Here is an 18318-nt window from a genome sequence, read left to right as displayed (position 1 = left end):
ACTATGACATGATCACGGCGGCCAACGTCGTACAGCCTCGCACCATCACGGTCGGTAAAAAGAGCCTGGCCTGGATCCCGTTTTTCGGCCCGCTGTACTGGATTACCGGCAACCTGCTGATTGACCGCGATAACCGCACCCGCGCGCACGGCACCATTGCGCAGGTCGTGCAGCACATCAAAGAACAACATATTTCCGTGTGGATGTTCCCGGAAGGCACTCGCAGTCGCGGGCGCGGCCTGATGCCATTCAAAACCGGCGCTTTCCATGCGGCCATCGGTGCGGGTGTTCCCGTCGTGCCGATCTGCATTTCCAACACGCATAACAAAGTGAAGCTCAATCGCTGGAACAACGGTCTGGTCATTGTCGAAATGCTGCCGCCGATCGATTGCAGCACCTACGGCAAGGATCAGGTCCGGGAACTGGCGGCGCATTGTCACGCGGTGATGGCGGAAAAAATTCAGCAGCTCGATGCGGAAGTCGCCGCACGGGAAGCCGCTAAAAAACGATAGCCGTGAGTCCAGCCGCACGGGCCGGTGGCGGCGTATCAGCAGGTCTGCTCTTCCTTTAGGAAGTGATAGGTAGCATGCGGTTTTACAGGTTTTCGGAGTGATTATGTCATTAAGCCGGCGTCAGTTTCTTCGGGCATCTGGTGTGGCCCTGTGTTCCAGCGCCATGCCGTTAACGGCCAAGGCCGATGTTTCGACCAACATGTTACCTATTCCCCCTCTCATCGAGTCCCGTCGCGGGCAGCCGGTCTTTCTGACGATGCAGCGCGCGCACTGGGCCTTTTCCGGCAATCGCAAAGTTCCGGTCTGGGGAATCAACGGCCGCTATCTCGGCCCTACCGTCCGGGTGTACAGCGACGATGACGTCAAGCTGATTTACAGCAACCGCCTGCCTGAGCCGGTGTCGATGACCGTCAGCGGTCTGCAGGTGCCGGGCTCGCTGATGGGAGGCGCTGGCCGAATCATCCCGGCCGGTATGGACTGGTCGCCGGTGTTGCCGATCCGCCAGCCAGCTGCTACGTGCTGGTATCACGCCAATACGCCGAACCGCATGGCGCCGCATGTCTATAACGGTCTGGCGGGCCTGTGGCTAGTGGAGGATCGCATCAGCCAATCGCTGCCGATCCCCAATCATTATGGCGTCGACGATTTTCCGCTGATGATCCAGGACAAACGGCTCGATGGCTTTGGCACGCCGCAGTACGACCCGCCGAGCCACGGCGGTTTCGTCGGCGATATTCTGTTGGTCAACGGCATGCAGACCCCGTTTGTCGAGGTGTCGCGCGGCTGGGTGCGACTGCGGTTGCTGAACGCCTCCAACGCGCGCCGCTACGTTTTACAGATGAGCGACAACCGGCCCATGTATCTGATCGCCAACGATCAGGGCTTTCTGCCCGCGCCGCTGGCGTTGAACCAGTTGCCTATTGCACCGGGCGAGCGCCGCGAGATTCTGATCGATATGTCAAAGGGCGACGAGGTCACGCTGACTGCCGGTGCATCGGCCGGCATTATGGACCGCCTGCGCGGTCTGTTCGAGCCGTCCTCGATTCTGGTCTCCGGCCAGATTTTGACCCTGAAGCCGACCGGCATGCTGCCGCTGGTGACCGACACGCTGCCGATGCGGCTGATGGCGGACAATATCGTGGATAGCACCATCAGCCGTACCCGTGAATTCCGGCTGGGCGATACCTTGCCGGGTATCAACGGCGCGATGTGGGATATGAACCGGACGGATGTGCAGACGCAGGTCGGACGCTGTGAGCGCTGGCTCGTGCATGCGGATACGCCGCAGCCCTTCCATATTCAGGGGGCTTCCTTCCTGGTGCGCAGTGTGAACGGCGGCAGAATCCCGCCGGAAGATAATGGCTGGAAAGATACGGTATGGGTGGAGAACGACGTGGAACTGCTGGTGTACTTCAATCAGCCTTCCGTCGACCGCTTCCCGTTCCTGTACTACAGCCATACGCTGGAGATGACGGATAAAGGCTCGGCCGGACAGCTTGTGGTGCAGGCGAACGCCTAAACGCGTTCGCCCGATGAAGCTAGTGATGCGGCGCGGCGTTGGGGGCGGTGGCGAAACGCTGTTGCAGCTCCTGCCAGTCCGGCGCGCCATTTGCGCCGGGCCGGGCGACCACGCAGGCGGCGATACGATTCGCCAAATCCACCGCGTCGGCCAGCGGCCAATGCGCCGACAGGGCGGCCAGCAGCCCGCCGCTGTGCGCATCACCGGCACCGATGGTGTCGACCACCTCCACGGGATAGATTGGCGCATAGCGGGGCGCTTCTCCCGGTATGCACAGCCAGGCGCCGTCTTTGTCCAACCGGCAAATCAGCGTCAGATGATGGCGGGCGGCGTACTCTGCGGACAGCGCGATGGGGTCGCCATCGCCACACAGAAAGCGGGTTTCGTCCCGGTTTAGCGTCAGCAGGGTATCCGTATTGTCCAGCGCCGTGATAAAGGCGGGCGGTACGTCTGCGATACGCGGTCCCAGATCCACAAGCTTGCGCTGAGGCTGAGCCAGCAACCAGTCGCACAGCAGTGCGCCGTTGTCACCGCCCAGCTCGTAGCCGCTGGCGTAGATCAGCGCGTCTTCCGGAAAAACCAGCTGAGCCAGCTTTTCCTGCGACCACTGCGACTCGCAGCCTGAAACCGATATAAACGTGCGTTCGCCGGACGCTTCGGCCAGCGCGAGGCACCAGCCGTTATCCTGATCGTCGCTGCGAAGCTGTATGTCCAGACCCAGCGCGGCCATCTCTGCCGCGACGCGTTGGCTCCACGGTCCGTTGCCGACCGTCATTCCATTGATGACCGGCACTTGAAGCCGACGGAGGGCGCGGGCGACGTTGAAGGCGCAGCCGCCAATCTGGTAGCCCAGATCTTTCGCTTCAATATCTTCCCCGCTCTGCGGCAGCCGTTTCACGGCCATCACGTTATCGCCCACGGCGGCGCCGATCACCACCACAGGCGTGGTGGCATGAAAGTCCTTTTTCATGATTTCTCCTTGGGGTTACACAGCAAATACAAACCGTACGTGACCAGGCTGATGCCAAAAGAGAGAAAAATGCCCAGACTGGAATTGGCGAAAATCCCCACCGCCAGCGGACCGTCGATGAACCCGGTTTTCGTGACCAGCAGACCGCATACCGATCCCAATAGCCAGCAGCCCAGCGGGATCCAGCGAACGCCGCGGTTTTCTCCGTTCAGACCAAATAGCGCGACGGCAGAGTAGCCGCGATGCTGCCGCAGGCTCAGGTAGTCGAGGATAAACATCGCCGCCCATGAGCCGAGGAACACGCCGCAAAAGATCAGGAACGAAATAAACGGCGTCAGGAAGTCGCCGGAAACGAACAGGACGTAAATCGCCACGCCCAGCATCAGAATGGCGTCGATGGACACCGCCACGGACTGGCGGACTTTAATACCGATGGTCAGCAGGTTGAGGCTGGCTGAATAGAGGCTTAATACCGCGATGGTGACGACGCCCGCGGTGGCGGTCAACAGATAGGGGACGGACATCCACGGCGGAAGCACGGTGCCGATCAGCGCGATGGGGTTGGCAGAACTGGCAAGATCCTTCAGCTGGGAAGAGAGCAATATGCCAGCCAGCATCAGCAGGACCAGCGGCAGACAGGCGCCGCCGACTACGGAGGTGAAAATGCTGCTGCGCGGCGTGGATGGATGCTGATAGCGGCTGTAGTCGGCCCCCGCGATGGTCCAACCGATCCCGGTGCCTGCGGCGATCACGGAAACAGCCGGAAGAAAACCGGTCAGCCAGCTGCCGGACGGCATCGCCAGCACCTGCTGCCACGGCGTATTGAACAGAATGTAGATGACCACAATCAGCGTCATGGTGCCGAAAATCTTACTGAACCAATTCTGCATCGCGAACAGTACGTTTTGCCCGAGCAGGCTGACGATGATGGTCAGGCCAGCAAACAGCACCAGACAGACGACGGTCAGCGTGTGGCTGGCGCTGAAGCCGATGGCTTCAAACAGCGCGGCCAGCGTCATGGTGCCGGTAATGACGTTGACGGCCTCCCAGCCGATCAGGCAGAACCAGCTGAACGCGGTGGGGGCGATGTTGCCGCGCAGGCCAAAGATGACGCGGGAGAGCGTCAGGGTCGAGGTGCGGCCGGTTTGTCCGGCAAAGGAGGTGTAGCCAACGAGAGAGAAGCTTGCGACGCCGATGACGGCGGCCAGGACGGACTGAATGAAGGAGAGTCCGAAGGAGACGATGATGGCGCCGTAAACGATGCCGAGGATGCCGATATTGGCGGCGCACCAGATCCAGAAAAGCTGTAGCGGGGTGCCCGTGCGTTCGGCCTCGGGCACCAGATCAATACCGGTTTCTTCTACCTTCCAACCTTTGGATGAAGGTTGTGTATCACCTCGTTGCGTTCCATCCATTCCAATGTGCTCCTCTTTATTCTGAATGCATAAAGTTTTGCAGCATGAGGAGTGAAGTCAATCTCATTGGCCTGATTGATGATGGAAACCCATGCTGCGGGAAAGGCATTGATGCCTTGAAGCGCACCGCAAATCGCGGTGGCCATAGCGCCAATTGTATCCGTATCGCCGCCAAGATTGGCAGCTAATATAGCGCAGCGTTGGGGTTGGGTGACAGCGAGTTCGACCAGAGCCAGCGCCATCGGCACGGATTCCAGCGTATCCATGCCTGCGCCCAGCGTGTCGTACAGTTCCGAGAGCGCCAGGGCGTCCGGGACATGTCGAAGCGTGGCGGCCAGACTGAATGCCTGTTCGATGCGGCGGCTCAGCTTGGGACTGAAGGTAGTAATGCGCTGCAGTTGGACTTCTTCCGCCAACCGCGGCAGTTCGCTTTTGATCGTCTTCCACTCCGCGCCGTCGATAGCGCGGCTGACGGCCCAGGCAATGACGACCGCGCCAGCAACGGCGATATCGGACTGATGCGTCGGGCTACAGGACAGGCGCACCGCGTGAATAAACGCGGCTTTGTCGGCGGTGGACATCAGACAGCCCATCGGTGCTACGCGCATGGCGGCGCCGTTGGTCACGCCATTGGCGTTGATTTCATGCACGGGCGTTCCGGAACGAATGGCGTTCAATGCCGCCTTGGAGCTGGGACCAAGCACATTTTTTTCGAATGCGTTGATGCGTATCGCCCACTCGAGAATATGTTGAGCAATACGTTCAGGTTCGATGGCGCCTTTGGCTTCGATCACGGCATTAATCAGCGCGATGGCCTGTTGGGTGTCGTCGGTGAATTCTCCTGCGATGAAACCGCAGGCGGCGATATTGGTGTCTGGACCCGGCAAAAAGCGATCAATCCAGCCAAAGTGCTGGCGGACGCGTTTCTGTGGCCAAAGTTCGGATGGCATCCCCATCGCGTCACCCGCCGCTTGCCCGTAGAGACAACCGAGGATGGCGTCGTGGGGATGTTTTATTACGGTCATGAAGACCCCTGGTGTTGGCTTAGTTTCCTAATACCGTGGCTAATGTATAAAAAGCGCGCGTTAATTGCAAGTCCAATTTAAAGCCTTTATGATGCCAATGTAAATCCTAGGTACGTTACCCTGCATATTATGAGTATCCAGGCGGTGGGGAATTGATAAAAAATTGCCTCATTAAAGACCCTAACCACAAGGCAGCTATGGAAGAGTTTTTTATTCAGTTACGGTCCTTGCTGGACAAGCCGTCATCCGCTCCGCGTTACATGCAACTGGCGCAAGCGCTTGAGCTCGCTATTCAGCAACGGCGCGATCTTAGCGGGCATTTTTTACCGCCGGAGCGCCAGCTGGTACAACTGCTGGGGCTGTCCCGCGTCACGGTTTCCCGTTCTCTGGCGCTGCTGGAGCAGAAAGGGTTGATTCTTCGCCAGCAAGGCGTCGGCACGCGTATCGCCCTCCAGCTCGACTATGCGCTGACCAGCGATGAACCGGGTTTCTCCGCGCTGGTTCAACAGCGGGGCGGGGTCGCGAGCAACAATTGGCTGGAACGCATCACCGACGTCGCCATTACCCCGACGCTGGCTCTGACGATGCATCTTCCGGAAAGCAGTGTGTTGACCAAACTTCGTCGCGTCAGGCTGCTGAATGATGAGCCAGCGTCGCTTGAGACGGTATGGATCCCGCAGCGCTGGTTACCGAAACCGCAAGAGATTGAACATTCGCTGTACGGCTATTGGCGTGAGCGACACATATTTCCAGAAAATCGGCGTTATCGTGTTCGTGCCGTTAGCGCGACGCGGGAAATTTCGAAACTGCTGAAGGTGCCGAACGGTATGCCGCTGCTGTTTAGCCGTCAGCACACCTTCGACGCCAAGGGTGAGTTATTGGAATACTGCGAAATTTATTGCCGTAGCGATATCTACGAATTTGAAGTGTCTGATTAAATCACCGTCCCTGCGGTAAGCGCAGCACCGGTCAGACCGGCGCTGCAACGGGACGATATTACGCCTCAGCGGGAGGCTGATCCGGATCGGGCCCCAGACGATGGCCGCTATCCAGCGTGGCGATCTGGCTTAATTCCTCTTTTTCCAATTTAAAATCAAGCACATCAAAATTCTCCCGGATGCGTGCTGGCGTGACGGATTTCGGGATCACCACTAATCCGTTATCAAGATGCCAGCGGATGACAATCTGCGCTGGCGTCTTGCCGTATTTTTTCGCCAAGTCGCGGATGATGGGGGTATCGAATACGCCTTTCCCGCCCTGCGCCAGCGGGCTCCAGGACTCGGTCTGAATGTGGTGCGTGGTATTCCAGGCATGCAGCGAGCGCTGTTGCAGCAGCGGATGCAGTTCGATCTGGTTGATGACCGGCATCACTCCGGTCGCTTCCTTGAGGCGTTGCAGGTGGTGAGGATGAAAGTTGCTGACGCCGATACTTTTGGTCAGCCCCTGTTCCTGCAGTCGGATCAAGCCTCGCCACGCCTCGATATAGGTATCTTCAGCGCTGCCTTTCGGCGGCCACGGCCAGTGGATCAAATAGAGGTCGACGTAGTCCAGCTTCAGCTTGCGGAGGCTCTCCGTCAGCGCCTGTACCGGACGGCCCTGATCGCTGTTCCAAAGTTTGGTGGTGATATACAGATCGTTGCGCGGCACTCCTGCGGATTGTAACGCTTCACCCACGGCGGCCTCATTTTGATAGATGGCCGCCGTATCGATGGCCTTGTATCCCGTGTTCAGTGCTTCATTCACCGCAACAATGGTTTCTTCATGGCTGGCTTGCCATACGCCCAGTCCCAACTGCGGGATGGTTTTGCCGTCACTCAGTTTAATGATGGGTTGTGTCGTCATAGCATTCTCCTTGTTCCGGCCCGACCACGCAGCGCGGTCGATGCAGACTGCAGGTTCGCTTTTCAGCAAGCTAAAAAGCGAATAACGGCGGTTTTCCGCGAGGCAAAAACCGCCGGAGTGCTTGTCGCCGCAGGGAAAGCGTTTTCCCGATGCGCAGCGTTAAACAGCAGTGTAGCTGAAAGCTGAAGAGGGGGAGGTTTAGCGAGCGGCCTCGTAGACGCGTTGGCTGTCGGCCAGCGTAATATCTTTGTGCTCGCCGAGCGACGTCATGCCGTGCACCTTGAGTTTTTCCACCAGCGCCGGGATGCTGCTGCCGTCCAACTGATAGTCCGACATCCGCGTGGGAACGCCCATGCGTTCGAAGAACTCACGGGTGGCTTCAATCGCGCCGTCAATCCGCTGCGCTTCGCTGCCGTCGCGGAGACCCCATACGCGTTCAGCGTACTGAAGCAGTTTCTCCCGCTTCTGCGTTTTACGGTCGCGCAGCATGGCGGGTAAAACCACTGCCAATGTTTGCGCATGATCCAACCCGTGCATGGCGGTCAGCTCATGTCCCAGCATATGCGTCGACCAGTCCTGCGGCACGCCTGCGCCGATCAGACCGTTCAACGCCAACGTCGCGCTCCACATGACATTGGCGCGTACGGCGTAGTTATCCGGTTCTTCCAGCGCGCGTGGACCTTCTTCGATAAGCGTCAACAGCAGCCCTTCCGCAAAACGATCCTGCACTTTCGCATCGACCGGATAAGTCAGGTATTGCTCCAGCGTATGGACAAAGGCATCGACGACGCCATTGGCGATCTGGCGCTCAGGAAGAGTGTAGGTGACCACCGGGTCCAGTACGGCAAACTGGGGGCGTACTAACGGGGTATGGAACGCCTGCTTATCGCCGCTGGCTTTGCGCGTGATCACCGCGCCGCTGTTGGACTCGGAGCCGGTTGCTGGCAGCGTCAGCACCACACCGATAGGCAGCGCCTGAGTCACGTCTTGTCCATTAGTTTGCAGGATGTGCCACGGATCTTCCGACGCCGTGTAATTCGCTGCCGCCGCGATGAATTTGGTGCCGTCCGCCACGGAGCCGCCGCCGACCGCGAGCAGGAAGTCGATGTGCTCACGGTGAACCACGTCGACGGCCTTCATCAGCGTTTCGTACGTCGGGTTAGGCTCAACGCCGGAAAACTCCGTGACGCTGCGGCCTGCGAGTGCGGCGTGTACCTGATCGAGCACACCATTGCGTTTGATGCTGCCGCCGCCGTAAACGATCAGAATTCGCGCGTCTTCAGGAATTTCGGCGGCGATGCCAGCGATCTGTCCTTCCCCGAATAGAATTTTTGTCGGGGTATGCAGGGTAAAATTGTTCATCGATTATTTATCCAGTTTGAAGCCTTGCTGAAGCAGGGCGGGCAGAACGTTGGGGAAATAAATGTGCTGGTAATAGTCCGCAGTGTTTGGCCCCCAGGCGGCGCCGTCGGTACGGCCGATTTTTTCCCAGTGTTTTGTCAGCGTTTCATCGTATTGCTTGATGGCGTCGTTCAGCGTGTCGTCCTGATACACTTCTTCGTGACGGAAGGTGCTGATAGGCAGACGAGGTTTCTGGTGCGCCGGTTGATCGACGTAGCCTATCACCAGCCCTACCAGCGGGAAGGTGTGATCCGGCAATTCGAGCAGTTCGATCATGGCCTGAGGATCACGGCGGACCCCGCCAATAGGCACGATACCCAGGCCATAGGAATGGGCCGCTGCGATCAGGGTGCCTAGGGCGATGCCGACATCGGTACTGCCGGAGACGATGCTCTCCACGCTTTCGTGGGCATGTTGCTCAAAGCCGCTCAGGGCGATGGCACGTTCGCTTTTATGCATATCCAGCACCAGCGTCAGGAAGACCGGAGCCTGAGCTATCCAGTTTTGCCCACCCGCCAGTTCGGCGATGCGGGCGCGCCGCGCCGGATCCCGGGTGACCACAACGGAAACCTGCTGTGAATTAACGGACGTGGGGGCGAGGTAGGCGGTTTCGATGATGGCGGAAAGGACGTCTTCAGGAATCGCTTTGTCCAGATAGCTGCGTTCGCTGCGATGGCTGGTTAATAATTTGATTGTCTCGTTCATGCTCTCCACCCCTTTTCTTGATTTGATTTTCTTCTGTCCGTCGGGTTAGCCAACGGCATTGTCTGTGATTCATTCTCGGGATCTGTCGGCGCGGGTACAATGCTCATTTCTGTTTCGTTATTGCCTATTTCTGCAAAGGAGTGCAGGAATTGATGCTTGACGGCTAGATTTATGTCATTTTATTGCCATATTCTGCAAAGGATGAAGATATGCAAAGCGAAACACATCGCCAGCGGTTGGCGAACATGGCCAGACAATACGTGGGGCAGGGCTGCGTCACCGTCACGCCGATCCCGCAGGTCAGGGTCATTTACGCTGAAGAGCACTGTGTGCGTCGGCCGGTGATGTACGACCCCAGTATCGTTATCATGTTTCAGGGCCATAAGGTCGGATACATGGGCGAAAAAACCTTTCGCTATGATCCGGAAAACTATCTGCTGATGACGGTGCCCTTGCCGTTTGAGTGCGAAACGTTCGCGACGCCGGAGCATCCGTTGATCGGCCTGTCGATACGAATGGAAAGTGCGATGTTGCAGGATTTGCTGATGGATCTTGGCGATGATGAGTGCCCGGATCGTCCGCGCTCTGATACCACCGGGGTATGCAGCGTACCGCTTTGCGACAAGGTCCTGTGTGCGGCGGAGCGGCTGCTGGAGGCGATGGCGACGCCCAGAGACGCCAGAGTGCTGGGGCCGGGGATCGTCCGGGAGATCATCTATCACGTGCTTTGCGGCGTAGGCGGGGCGGCGCTGCAGGCGGTGGTCAACCGGCATACCCACTTCAGCCAGATCGCGCGCGCGTTACGGCGTATTGAACACGACTATGCGGATAGCCTGAACGTAGAACAGCTGGCCGCGGACGTGAACATGAGCGTGTCGGCCTTCCATCATAATTTCAAGGCGGTGACGAATACCTCGCCGCTGCAATATCTGAAATCTTACCGTCTGCACAAGGCGCGAATAATGATGCTGCATGGCGGGCTGAAGGCCAACGCGGCGGCGTTGCAGGTCGGGTATGAAAGCCCCTCGCAGTTTAGCCGGGAGTTTAAACGTTATTTCGGTACGACACCGGGCGACGAAGTGGTTCGGCTACGGTCGGGCAGGGCGTTGGTAGAGGGTAATTAACCGACGTCGCCGCACGGGCATACAGCCCGGCGGCGGAAGGCGGCGTCAGGCACTGACGCGTTTTTTACGCCATAGCATGACGGCGATACCGACCAGACTGCTAAGCAGCAGCACGACCGGCAGCAGGCACAGTCCGGTCATCACCTGATCTTCATAGCGTTTCACCAGCGGAATATGGCTGATGGCATAGCCCAGCGAGACGATACCGCAGACCCACAGCAGGCCGCTCAGCCAGTTGAAAACCTGAAAACGGGTATTGCTCAGCCCGGAAATCCCGGCGATGGTGGGAAGCAGCGTACGAATGAACGCCAGAAAACGGCCGATCAACAGCGCCACCAGTCCGTGCCGGTGAAACAGCGAGTATGCGCGCTGGTGATAGTGGACCGGCAGCTGTCCCAGCCAGGTTTTGACCAGTCGGGTGTGGCCCAGCCAGCGCCCTTGCAGGTAACTTAGCCAGCAGCCGAGGCTGGCCGCAATGGTGAGCAGCACCATGGTGGGGATAAAATTCATCACGCCTTTGGCGATCATGGCGCCCGCCAGCAGCAGCAAGCTGTCTCCCGGTAGGAAGGACGCTGGCAACAGGCCATTCTCAAGAAACAAGGTAACGAAGAGAATGCCGTAGACCACCCAGATAACGTGAGGATCAGCCAGCGCGCTGAAATCTTGCTGCCATAGCGCCTGAATTATTTCGTGAACAACACTCATTTTGCGTCCTGTCTGGTTTTGCTGGAACCCTCTGAAGTGAACAACGTATTGCTGCTCCGTGCCGCGGTTCGGGTACGTAATAGGGTGAAAAACGTGGGTTTGTCGTTATAACTGCCGTATAACGACCATAATACACGTTTTCCCCATTCAATCGCAGCGAAATCAGGGGGTGTAGCGCGACAGAAACCTTTACGATTCCTGAATTCTTCTGAACCCGTCGGCAAGATCCTCGATCAGATCGTCGCAATCTTCCAGTCCGATATGTAACCGAATCAGCGTGCCGTTGAAATCAACGCCGCCGGCCGGTCGGATTTTGGCTAGCTCTTCTGGCTGATTAGCCAGAATCAGTGATTCGAAACCGCCCCAGGAATAGGCCATGCTGAAGTGGTTGAAGTTATCAAGATAGCTGGCTAACTGCGCTGACGAGAGTTTTTGTTTTAAAACAAACGAAAAAAGCCCGTTACAACCGCTGAAGTCGCGCGTGAAGGCCGCGTGGCCTTTACATCCCGGCAGCGCGGGATGATTGACGACGTCGACTTCGGGACGTTCCGACAGCCAGCGTGCGATGCGCAGGCTGCTTTCCTGATGCTGCTTCAGACGCACGCCCAGCGTACGCAGACCACGGCTGGCGACATAGGCGCTGTCGGCGTCCGCCATCTGTCCCATCAGGTAAGACTGCTCGCGCAACCTGTCCCAGCAGCGGGCATTGGCGACCGCTGTGCCAAGCATGGCGTCGGAATGCCCAACGATGTACTTGGTGCCGGACTGCACGGAGATATCCACGCCAGCATCCAGCGCCTTAAACAGAATGCCCGCCGCCCAGGTGTTGTCCATGATGATGACAATCTCCGGATTGACGCGGCGTACGGCGGCGACAATCGCGGGGACATCCTGCACTTCCATAGTGATGGAACCAGGGGATTCCAGAAATACCACTTTGGTTTCCGGCTGGATCAATTCGGCGATGCCGTCGCCGATCAGCGGGTCGAAGTAGGTGGTGCTGACATTCATTCTGCCGAGCACTTTGTTACAAAAGTCCTGCGTCGGCTCATAGGCAGAGCCGGTCACCAGCAGATGGTCGCCCGCGGAGACGAATGACAGGATGGCATTGGCAATCGCCGCTGCGCCGCAAGGGTATAGCGCACAGCCCGCGCCGTTTTCCAGCTCGGTCATGGCTTCCTGAAGAGAAAAGTGCGTCAGCGTCCCTCGGCGGCCGTAGAACAGCGCGCCTTTGGCGCGATTCATCGTCGCCTGTTTCTTGTCTTGTACGCTGTCGAAGACGAGCGAGGAGGCTCGCTGGATCACGGGATTCACTGAACCTTGGGTAAATTTCTTCTGTCTTCCGGCGGATACCAGTGCTGTGGCGGTTTTTTTGCTAGTCATGCTTCACCTGTTGCTCATCGGCCTTGATGGCTCCTGTCATTGAGGAGCGCAGCGGTTTTATCTCTTTAACACCTTTCTCTTTACGTTATCATGGCTGACACCGAGTGTGTCGGGCGGAAGGCTAAAAAGCACACTCTTGCTGTCAGTAAGGGCAGTAAAAGGGGATTGTGCTGTAAGGAAAGGCGGGGTTTTGGCCAGAAGAGCCGACTGCCATGGAGATATATGCGCAATAATAATGAGAATAGCTATCAATTAATTTTGGCTTTGGTATCATTTTGACCAAAATGGTTAACCCATGAATAGCACTGAATGATTGGCGGAGGAACAGCGTGAATACGGCTGACATTAAAGGAAAGCAGCAGGTTTCATCAGCCCGGCGGACGATTGGCGGCGCCGTTGGCGCAGCATACCGGAGTCTGTTGGCGTTATTGCTGGTGGCGGGCTTTAGCGGCTATGCGTTTGCCGCGCCTTCATCTTTACCTCTTTCCACAAACGGTGGCGACACAGCGGCGACATCTCCGCTCTCGCTGCCGCCGGGTCCCGAAGCGGCCGCGCCGGGCAATCTGATGCAAATGGATTTATCTGTGCTGGGGATGTATCAGCACGCGGACATCGTGGTCAAGATCGTGATGATCGGCTTGATCCTGGCATCGGTGATGACCTGGACCATCTTCTTCGGCAAAAGCGCCGAGATGATCGGCGCCAAGCGCCGTCTGCGTCGCGAGCATGATGCGCTGAGCAACGTACGCTCGCTGGACGAAGCGGCGGAAATGACGCGTCTTTGCAAAGCGGGCAGCGTCGCGCAACAGTTTGTCGCTGATGCGCAGGACGAAATCTCGCTGTCGGCGCGTTCCGACGACAACCTCGGCATCAAAGAGCGCACCGCGTTTCGCTTTGAGCGCCGCGTCGCGGCCAACGGACGCCATATGTCGCGTGGCACCGGATATCTGGCGACCGTCGGTGCTATCGCGCCGTTTATCGGCCTGTTCGGAACGGTCTGGGGCATCATGAACAGCTTTATCGGTATTGCCCATACGCAGACGACCAATTTGGCCGTTGTCGCGCCCGGCATCGCCGAAGCGCTGCTGGCGACGGCTATCGGTCTGATTGCCGCGATCCCGGCGGTCGTGATTTACAACGTGTTCGCCCGTTCTACGACCAGCTACAAAGCGATGGTGGGCGATGTGGCGGCGCAGGTGCTGCTGCTTCAGAGCCGCGATTTAGACATCGCCGCCAGCGAAAGTAACGCGTCGTCCTCTTCGGCGCAGAAACTGCGGGCGGGTTGAGCCATGGCGATGCATCTGAACGACGGACAGAACGAAAACGGCGAAATGCATGACATCAACGTCACGCCGTTTATCGATGTCATGCTGGTGCTGCTGATTATCTTTATGGTGGCGGCGCCGCTGGCGACGGTCGATGTTCGCGTGAATCTGCCTGCTTCTTCCGCAGCGCCTCAACCGCGTGAAAAGCCGGTTTATCTGACGATTAAAGCCGACAAACAGCTTTATTTAGGTGAAGATCCGGTCACGCAAGATACGCTGGCGCAGACGCTGAATGCGAAAACCAACGGCAATAAAGAGAACACCATCTATTTCCAGGCAGATAAAAGCGTGGACTACGAGACCATGATGCAGGTGATGGACGCGCTGCGTTCCGCCGGGTATCTCAAAGTGGGATTGATGGGGATGGAGAAAGTGTCTCGTTAATCATTTACGCCACATCCTTTACTTCAAGCGCGGCTTCTGCCGCGCTTTTTCGTTTCTGTAAGCCTTGCCTGACGGGATTTACCCTCCAACCGCAGGCGCGATGTAGGGTCGGAGGCGTGGCGAAAGACCGCTCCGTTGGCAAAGCGGCTTACCCGCGCGAGTCAGGATGCCGCCAGTGGATGCGGCTGGGAACGTAAACACGTTTTTCGGGCAGGGTACGACCATCGATCAGCGCGGTGATCATATCGAAGCTCCGGCTTGCCAGCGTTTCGCAATCTTGCGCGACCGTGTCGATGCGCAGCGGCAGACAGTCGAACAGGTAGTGATCGTCGAAGCTGCACAGTCTGATGTCGCTGTTCATCAGGTTGTGCTGGTTTAGGTAGCGTAGCACCCCTTCCAGCAGGCCGCAGGCGGCGACAAACAGGGTCTTGGGCGGACGACCCAGCGTCGCGCAGAGCTCGGCGAACATTTCGTAGCCGGAGCTGGGGCGATAGTTGCCGTGAATGATCCAGTCCGGGTGACAGCTGACTCCGGCGCGTTCCAGCCCTAGCTGGAAACCGGCGAGTCGGTCGCGGGTAGGCGAAATGCGGGACTGGCCGCCAATGAAATAGAACTCGCCCTGATGCTGACGCGCGACGGTTTCCACCAGCGTCGCCGTGGGTTCGATCGACTCGGTGATCACCAACGGCAGGTCGGAGTCTCCAATCATGCGGTCGAACTGTACGACAGGCAGCTGCTGGTTAATCTTCTGATACTCGGCGTCGTTCAGCATGCTGGAGGCGACAATCAGCCCGTCGACCTGACGTTGAATCAGGCTATTTACCGCCATGATTTCCTGGCTGGGATTCTCGTCGGTACAGGCGATGAGCAGTTGCAAACCGGCTTCGCGGCACAGCATTTCCAGCTCGTGAGAAATCAACGCAAAGCCATAGTTGGTCATTTCCGGCACGACCAGACCGAGCGTATTGCTGCGGGTAGAGCGAAGCGAGCGGGCGTGAATACTGGGAAGGTAACGATGCTGTTGAGCGAGAGCGAGAACGCGGTCGCGCGTGGCGTCCGAGACGCGAAACTCTTTACTACGACCATTTAAAACCAAACTGGCGGTGGATTTGGAAACCCCCGCCAGCTTGGCGATATCACTGATGGTTACGCGCTTAGTTTGTTTCACCACTCGTTCTTAATGGTAGAAAAAAGGGAAACTATTCTATCACGCATGGCGCTAACAGCCAGTGCTGCAGCGTTAACCTCCCTGAACCGCTGAAACTGACGGTGGCATCCCGCTGTGGGAAATAGCGGGCCGACATCACGGCGGCGCCGTGGTTGATGAAGATCTCCACGCTGGAGCGATCGCACAGGATATGCAGGTAGTGCAGTTCGCCGCGCCAGTAACGGTGTTCCGGCTCGCCTGTACGCAGGTTGTGACGACTCAGCGTCAGCCGTTCGCCATCCCAGCACAACACCATCAGGTTGGCGAAGTTGATCTGGAATTCGCCCTGCGTATCCACAATCAGTTCCGCGCTGCCTGCAGGCAGGACCGGCGCATAATCCGCGACGCCTTTCCAGACGTGCTTCTGCGTGCGCAGGCTCTGCAACTCTCGGGCGGGCTGCTGATAAAGCATGCCGTCCTGAAGCGTCAGCTCACGCGGGCAGGTCATGGTGTGTACCCAGCCGTATTCGAGGGTAGGCTGCTGGAACTCATCCTGTTCCGGAACCGCCATCCAGCCGAACATCAGGCGACGGCCGTCCTGACTCGTCGTGGTCTGCGGCGCATAGAACTCAAAGCCCAGATCCAGCTCCTGAAAGTCTCCGTGGGTGAACTGCCCTTGGTCATAATCAAGCTTGCCGACGAAGTAGCCCGCCTGAAAGATGTTCAGGTAGCGTTCTTCTTCGGCCGCCAGACCTTGTGGACTGCAAATCAGCACGTCGTGCTGCCCTAACGGGAACAGGTCCGGACATTCCCACATGTAGCCGAAATCGCCCAGTCCGCCGAGGCGGGAACCGGCGATTTCGCCCAGAGACTGCCACTGGTGCAGATCGTCGGAGGAGAACAGCAGCACCTTGCCCTGCAAATCGGTGTCCTGAGCGCCGAGCACCATGTACCACTTGCCGTCATGACGCCAAACCTTCGGGTCGCGTACATGGCCGGTATAACCTTCCGGCAGCGGCAGTACGGTGCCGAGTTTGTCGAACGTGCCGTCGGCATTTTCCCGAGCCAGACACTGGTTGGCCGTGCGGGAGCCGTCGTCGTACTTCACGTTGCCGGTATAGACCAACGTCAGCGTGCCGTCGTCATCTTCCACCGCCGAGCCGGAGTAGCAGCCGTGGCTTTCATAACTTTCGGCCGGCACCAGCGCCACAGGTTCGTTGCGCCAGTTGACCAGATCGGCTGAACTCCAGTGCCCCCAGAATTTGGCTCCGTGGGCGCAAGCTAATGGATTCCACTGATAAAACAGATGGTAACGCCCTTTATGCTGAATGAATCCGTTAGGATCGTTCAGCAAACCGACATTCGGTGACAGGTGCCACTGCGGACGGTAAGGGTCATAGCACTGGCGCGATTGAGCCGACATCAAGGCATGAGCCATACGTTTTAATAAGTGGGTTTCTCTCATTATTTGCTATCCGTTTTGTATCTCAGGAGCAGTGAAAGCACGAAGGCTGTCCCAAAGGCTATCAGCATGCCGATCACATAACTGATAAATGAGTCGGGTTTTACGATCGCCATGCCCGGAATACCGGTCAGGCCCACGGCGGTCATGCCAACGTGGTTCGCCACGACCCAGGCGCCGCCCAGCGCACCGCCAGCGATAGCGGCCAGGAACGGTTTCACAAAGCGCAGGTTGATGCCGAACAGCGCCGCTTCGGTAATTCCCAGCAGTGCCGAGAAACCGGAAGGGATGGCGATGGCTTTGATGCGGGCATCTTTGGTTTTGAAGTAAACCGCCAGGCAGGCGCCGCCCTGAGCGATGTTAGCCATACACCAGATCGGCAGCAGGAAGTTAACGCCGATATTCGGATTGCCCAGCAGACCGGCTTCGATGGCGTGGAAGCTGTGGTGTACACCGGTGATCACAATCACGGAGTAGAGACCGCCGAAGAGCAGACCCGCAAACCAACCTGCATGCGCGATCAGGGTGCTCAGTACCATGGAGATACCGTCGCCCAGCATCCGGCCCGCAGGACCAATCACCAGCATGGCAACGAAGCCGGAGATGATGACGGTCAGGAACGGCGTCAGGATGATATCCAGCGCGTTAGGGATGATTTTGCGCAGGCGTTTTTCCACCAGGCTCATGAACCAAACCGCCAGCAGTACCGGGAACACGGTACCCTGATAGCCGATCATGGCGATGTCGTAACCGAACAGGTGCATGGTCTTGAACCCTTCGGTGACGCCCCAGGCGTTGGTCAGCGCAGGGTGGGTCAGAATCCCTCCGAGCGTCGCCCCCAGATACGGGTTACCGCCGAATTCGCGCGCGGAGGTGAAACCAATCAGGATCGGCAGAATGATAAAGGCGGCGGAGCTGAAGATATCCAGCAGGATGAAAATGGCGCTATCCGGATTCACCCAGTTATAGGTTTTGATCATTCCCAGCAGGCCCATCAGCAAGCCGGAAGCGACGATAGCCGGAATGATAGGCACGAAGATGTTGGACAGCAGACGCGCCAGACGCTGCAACGGGTTCAGCTTTTTGGCTGCGGCCGACGCGGCCTCTGCTTTGCTGGACTCGTTGACGCCCGCGGCTTTAATGAACTCCGCATGGACCTTGTTGACCAGACCGGAGCCGAAAATGACCTGCATTTGCCCTGAGTTTTGGAAACAGCCTTTAACGCCTTCCAGTTTCTCGATAGCGGCTTTGTCCGCCTTATTATCATCTTTTAACACCAGACGCAGACGTGTGGCACAGTGGGCCGCGCTGGCGATATTGTCCTTCCCGCCCAGCAGGGTGAGAAGAGAAGCCGCAGTGGCTTTAATGTCCATAAGTTTCCTCATAAATCAAACAACAC

The 18318-nt window shown here is 57.9% G+C and carries 17 protein-coding genes; 6 read left to right on the top strand and 11 right to left on the bottom strand.

Annotation, left to right across the window (positions count from 1 at the left end; translation table 11 throughout):
• The coding region (locus Q7O77_RS00705; protein ID WP_304162374.1) for a 1-acylglycerol-3-phosphate O-acyltransferase at nucleotides 1-512 on the top strand (512 nt) is incomplete at its 5' end.
• A gap of 103 nt (nucleotides 513-615) precedes the next feature.
• Nucleotides 616-2031, top strand: coding sequence for a cell division protein FtsP (gene ftsP / locus Q7O77_RS00700; protein WP_304162371.1), 1416 nt, complete (start codon nucleotides 616-618; stop codon nucleotides 2029-2031).
• Nucleotides 2032-2050: 19 nt separating this feature from the next.
• Here ftsP and Q7O77_RS00695 read toward each other — a convergent pair whose 3' ends face one another.
• From Q7O77_RS00695 to Q7O77_RS00685, 3 genes are read right to left on the bottom strand one after another with little or no spacing between them, the layout of a single operon-like run.
• On the bottom strand, nucleotides 2051-3001 hold the full coding sequence (locus Q7O77_RS00695) for a PfkB family carbohydrate kinase (protein ID WP_304162368.1): 951 nt from the start codon (nucleotides 2999-3001) through the stop codon (nucleotides 2051-2053).
• Nucleotides 2998-4416 carry a cytosine permease gene (locus Q7O77_RS00690; protein ID WP_304162365.1) on the bottom strand — a complete coding sequence of 473 codons (1419 nt, stop codon included), beginning with the start codon at nucleotides 4414-4416 and terminating at the stop codon, nucleotides 2998-3000. The genes Q7O77_RS00695 and Q7O77_RS00690 overlap by 4 nt, the downstream gene beginning before the upstream one ends.
• On the bottom strand, nucleotides 4362-5441 hold the full coding sequence (locus Q7O77_RS00685) for an ADP-ribosylglycohydrolase family protein (protein WP_304162362.1): 1080 nt from the start codon (nucleotides 5439-5441) through the stop codon (nucleotides 4362-4364). The genes Q7O77_RS00690 and Q7O77_RS00685 overlap by 55 nt, the downstream gene beginning before the upstream one ends.
• 197 nt (nucleotides 5442-5638) lie before the next feature.
• Here Q7O77_RS00685 and Q7O77_RS00680 point away from each other — a divergent pair, with 197 nt between their 5' ends.
• Nucleotides 5639-6379, top strand: a complete 741-nt coding sequence (locus tag Q7O77_RS00680; protein WP_304162359.1) for a GntR family transcriptional regulator — start codon at nucleotides 5639-5641, stop codon at nucleotides 6377-6379.
• Nucleotides 6380-6437: 58 nt separating this feature from the next.
• Here Q7O77_RS00680 and dkgA read toward each other — a convergent pair whose 3' ends face one another.
• From dkgA to Q7O77_RS00665, 3 genes are all read right to left on the bottom strand, one after another.
• Nucleotides 6438-7283, bottom strand: a complete 846-nt coding sequence (dkgA, locus tag Q7O77_RS00675; protein WP_304162356.1) for a 2,5-didehydrogluconate reductase DkgA — start codon at nucleotides 7281-7283, stop codon at nucleotides 6438-6440.
• A 198-nt stretch (nucleotides 7284-7481) separates the two neighbouring features.
• Entirely contained in the window at nucleotides 7482-8645 is a 1164-nt protein-coding gene (yqhD, locus tag Q7O77_RS00670; RefSeq protein WP_304162353.1) for an alcohol dehydrogenase, read from the bottom strand.
• Nucleotides 8646-8648: 3 nt separating this feature from the next.
• Complete coding sequence (locus tag Q7O77_RS00665; RefSeq protein ID WP_304162351.1) at nucleotides 8649-9389, bottom strand: nitroreductase family protein; 741 nt, start codon at nucleotides 9387-9389, stop codon at nucleotides 8649-8651.
• Between the two features lie 209 nt (nucleotides 9390-9598).
• On the opposite strand from Q7O77_RS00665, the gene Q7O77_RS00660 reads away from it, so the two are divergent.
• Entirely contained in the window at nucleotides 9599-10513 is a 915-nt protein-coding gene (locus tag Q7O77_RS00660) for an AraC family transcriptional regulator (protein ID WP_304162348.1), read from the top strand.
• Between the two features lie 45 nt (nucleotides 10514-10558).
• Here the strand turns inward: Q7O77_RS00660 and Q7O77_RS00655 are convergent, their stop codons facing one another.
• Together Q7O77_RS00655 and metC are read right to left on the bottom strand one after the other, a co-directional pair.
• Nucleotides 10559-11218 carry a DedA family protein gene (locus Q7O77_RS00655; RefSeq protein WP_304162346.1) on the bottom strand — a complete coding sequence of 220 codons (660 nt, stop codon included), beginning with the start codon at nucleotides 11216-11218 and terminating at the stop codon, nucleotides 10559-10561.
• A gap of 189 nt (nucleotides 11219-11407) precedes the next feature.
• Nucleotides 11408-12601, bottom strand: coding sequence for a cystathionine beta-lyase (gene metC / locus Q7O77_RS00650; protein WP_304162344.1), 1194 nt, complete (start codon nucleotides 12599-12601; stop codon nucleotides 11408-11410).
• Between the two features lie 383 nt (nucleotides 12602-12984).
• Between metC and exbB the strand changes: the two genes are divergently transcribed.
• Nucleotides 12985-13887, top strand: coding sequence for a tol-pal system-associated acyl-CoA thioesterase (gene exbB / locus Q7O77_RS00645; protein ID WP_304162377.1), 903 nt, complete (start codon nucleotides 12985-12987; stop codon nucleotides 13885-13887).
• Nucleotides 13888-13890: 3 nt separating this feature from the next.
• Nucleotides 13891-14310: a TonB system transport protein ExbD gene (exbD, locus tag Q7O77_RS00640; protein ID WP_074728878.1), complete on the top strand. Its 420-nt coding sequence runs from the start codon at nucleotides 13891-13893 to the stop codon at nucleotides 14308-14310.
• Nucleotides 14311-14458: 148 nt separating this feature from the next.
• Here exbD and Q7O77_RS00635 read toward each other — a convergent pair whose 3' ends face one another.
• Genes Q7O77_RS00635 through Q7O77_RS00625 form a run of 3 tightly spaced genes read right to left on the bottom strand, consistent with a single transcriptional unit; the run spans nucleotide 14459 to nucleotide 18292 of the window.
• Nucleotides 14459-15478: a LacI family DNA-binding transcriptional regulator gene (locus Q7O77_RS00635; protein WP_304162341.1), complete on the bottom strand. Its 1020-nt coding sequence runs from the start codon at nucleotides 15476-15478 to the stop codon at nucleotides 14459-14461.
• Nucleotides 15479-15509: 31 nt separating this feature from the next.
• Nucleotides 15510-16922, bottom strand: coding sequence for a sucrose-6-phosphate hydrolase (locus Q7O77_RS00630; RefSeq protein ID WP_304162339.1), 1413 nt, complete (start codon nucleotides 16920-16922; stop codon nucleotides 15510-15512).
• The gene (locus Q7O77_RS00625) at nucleotides 16922-18292 is read right to left on the bottom strand and encodes a sucrose-specific PTS transporter subunit IIBC (protein ID WP_304162336.1); all 1371 of its coding nucleotides are present in this window, start codon (nucleotides 18290-18292) and stop codon (nucleotides 16922-16924) included. Before Q7O77_RS00625 ends, Q7O77_RS00630 begins: the two co-directional genes overlap by 1 nt.
• Between the last annotated feature and the right edge of the window lie 26 nt (nucleotides 18293-18318).

The organism is Lonsdalea britannica (genome assembly GCF_946477055.1).
Lineage (GTDB): Bacteria > Pseudomonadota > Gammaproteobacteria > Enterobacterales > Enterobacteriaceae > Lonsdalea > Lonsdalea britannica_A.
This window is presented reverse-complemented; position numbering and strand designations above follow the sequence as displayed.

Coding starts and splice junctions, on each gene's coding strand:
- ftsP (WP_304162371.1), top strand. CDS start 616: ATGTCATTAAGCCGGCGTCAGTTTCTTCGGGCATCTGGTGTGGCCCTG.
- Q7O77_RS00695 (WP_304162368.1), bottom strand. CDS start 3,001: ATGAAAAAGGACTTTCATGCCACCACGCCTGTGGTGGTGATCGGCGCC.
- Q7O77_RS00690 (WP_304162365.1), bottom strand. CDS start 4,416: ATGGATGGAACGCAACGAGGTGATACACAACCTTCATCCAAAGGTTGG.
- Q7O77_RS00685 (WP_304162362.1), bottom strand. CDS start 5,441: ATGACCGTAATAAAACATCCCCACGACGCCATCCTCGGTTGTCTCTAC.
- Q7O77_RS00680 (WP_304162359.1), top strand. CDS start 5,639: ATGGAAGAGTTTTTTATTCAGTTACGGTCCTTGCTGGACAAGCCGTCA.
- dkgA (WP_304162356.1), bottom strand. CDS start 7,283: ATGACGACACAACCCATCATTAAACTGAGTGACGGCAAAACCATCCCG.
- yqhD (WP_304162353.1), bottom strand. CDS start 8,645: ATGAACAATTTTACCCTGCATACCCCGACAAAAATTCTATTCGGGGAA.
- Q7O77_RS00665 (WP_304162351.1), bottom strand. CDS start 9,389: ATGAACGAGACAATCAAATTATTAACCAGCCATCGCAGCGAACGCAGC.
- Q7O77_RS00660 (WP_304162348.1), top strand. CDS start 9,599: ATGCAAAGCGAAACACATCGCCAGCGGTTGGCGAACATGGCCAGACAA.
- Q7O77_RS00655 (WP_304162346.1), bottom strand. CDS start 11,218: ATGAGTGTTGTTCACGAAATAATTCAGGCGCTATGGCAGCAAGATTTC.
- metC (WP_304162344.1), bottom strand. CDS start 12,601: ATGACTAGCAAAAAAACCGCCACAGCACTGGTATCCGCCGGAAGACAG.
- exbD (WP_074728878.1), top strand. CDS start 13,891: ATGGCGATGCATCTGAACGACGGACAGAACGAAAACGGCGAAATGCAT.
- Q7O77_RS00630 (WP_304162339.1), bottom strand. CDS start 16,922: ATGAGAGAAACCCACTTATTAAAACGTATGGCTCATGCCTTGATGTCG.
- Q7O77_RS00625 (WP_304162336.1), bottom strand. CDS start 18,292: ATGGACATTAAAGCCACTGCGGCTTCTCTTCTCACCCTGCTGGGCGGG.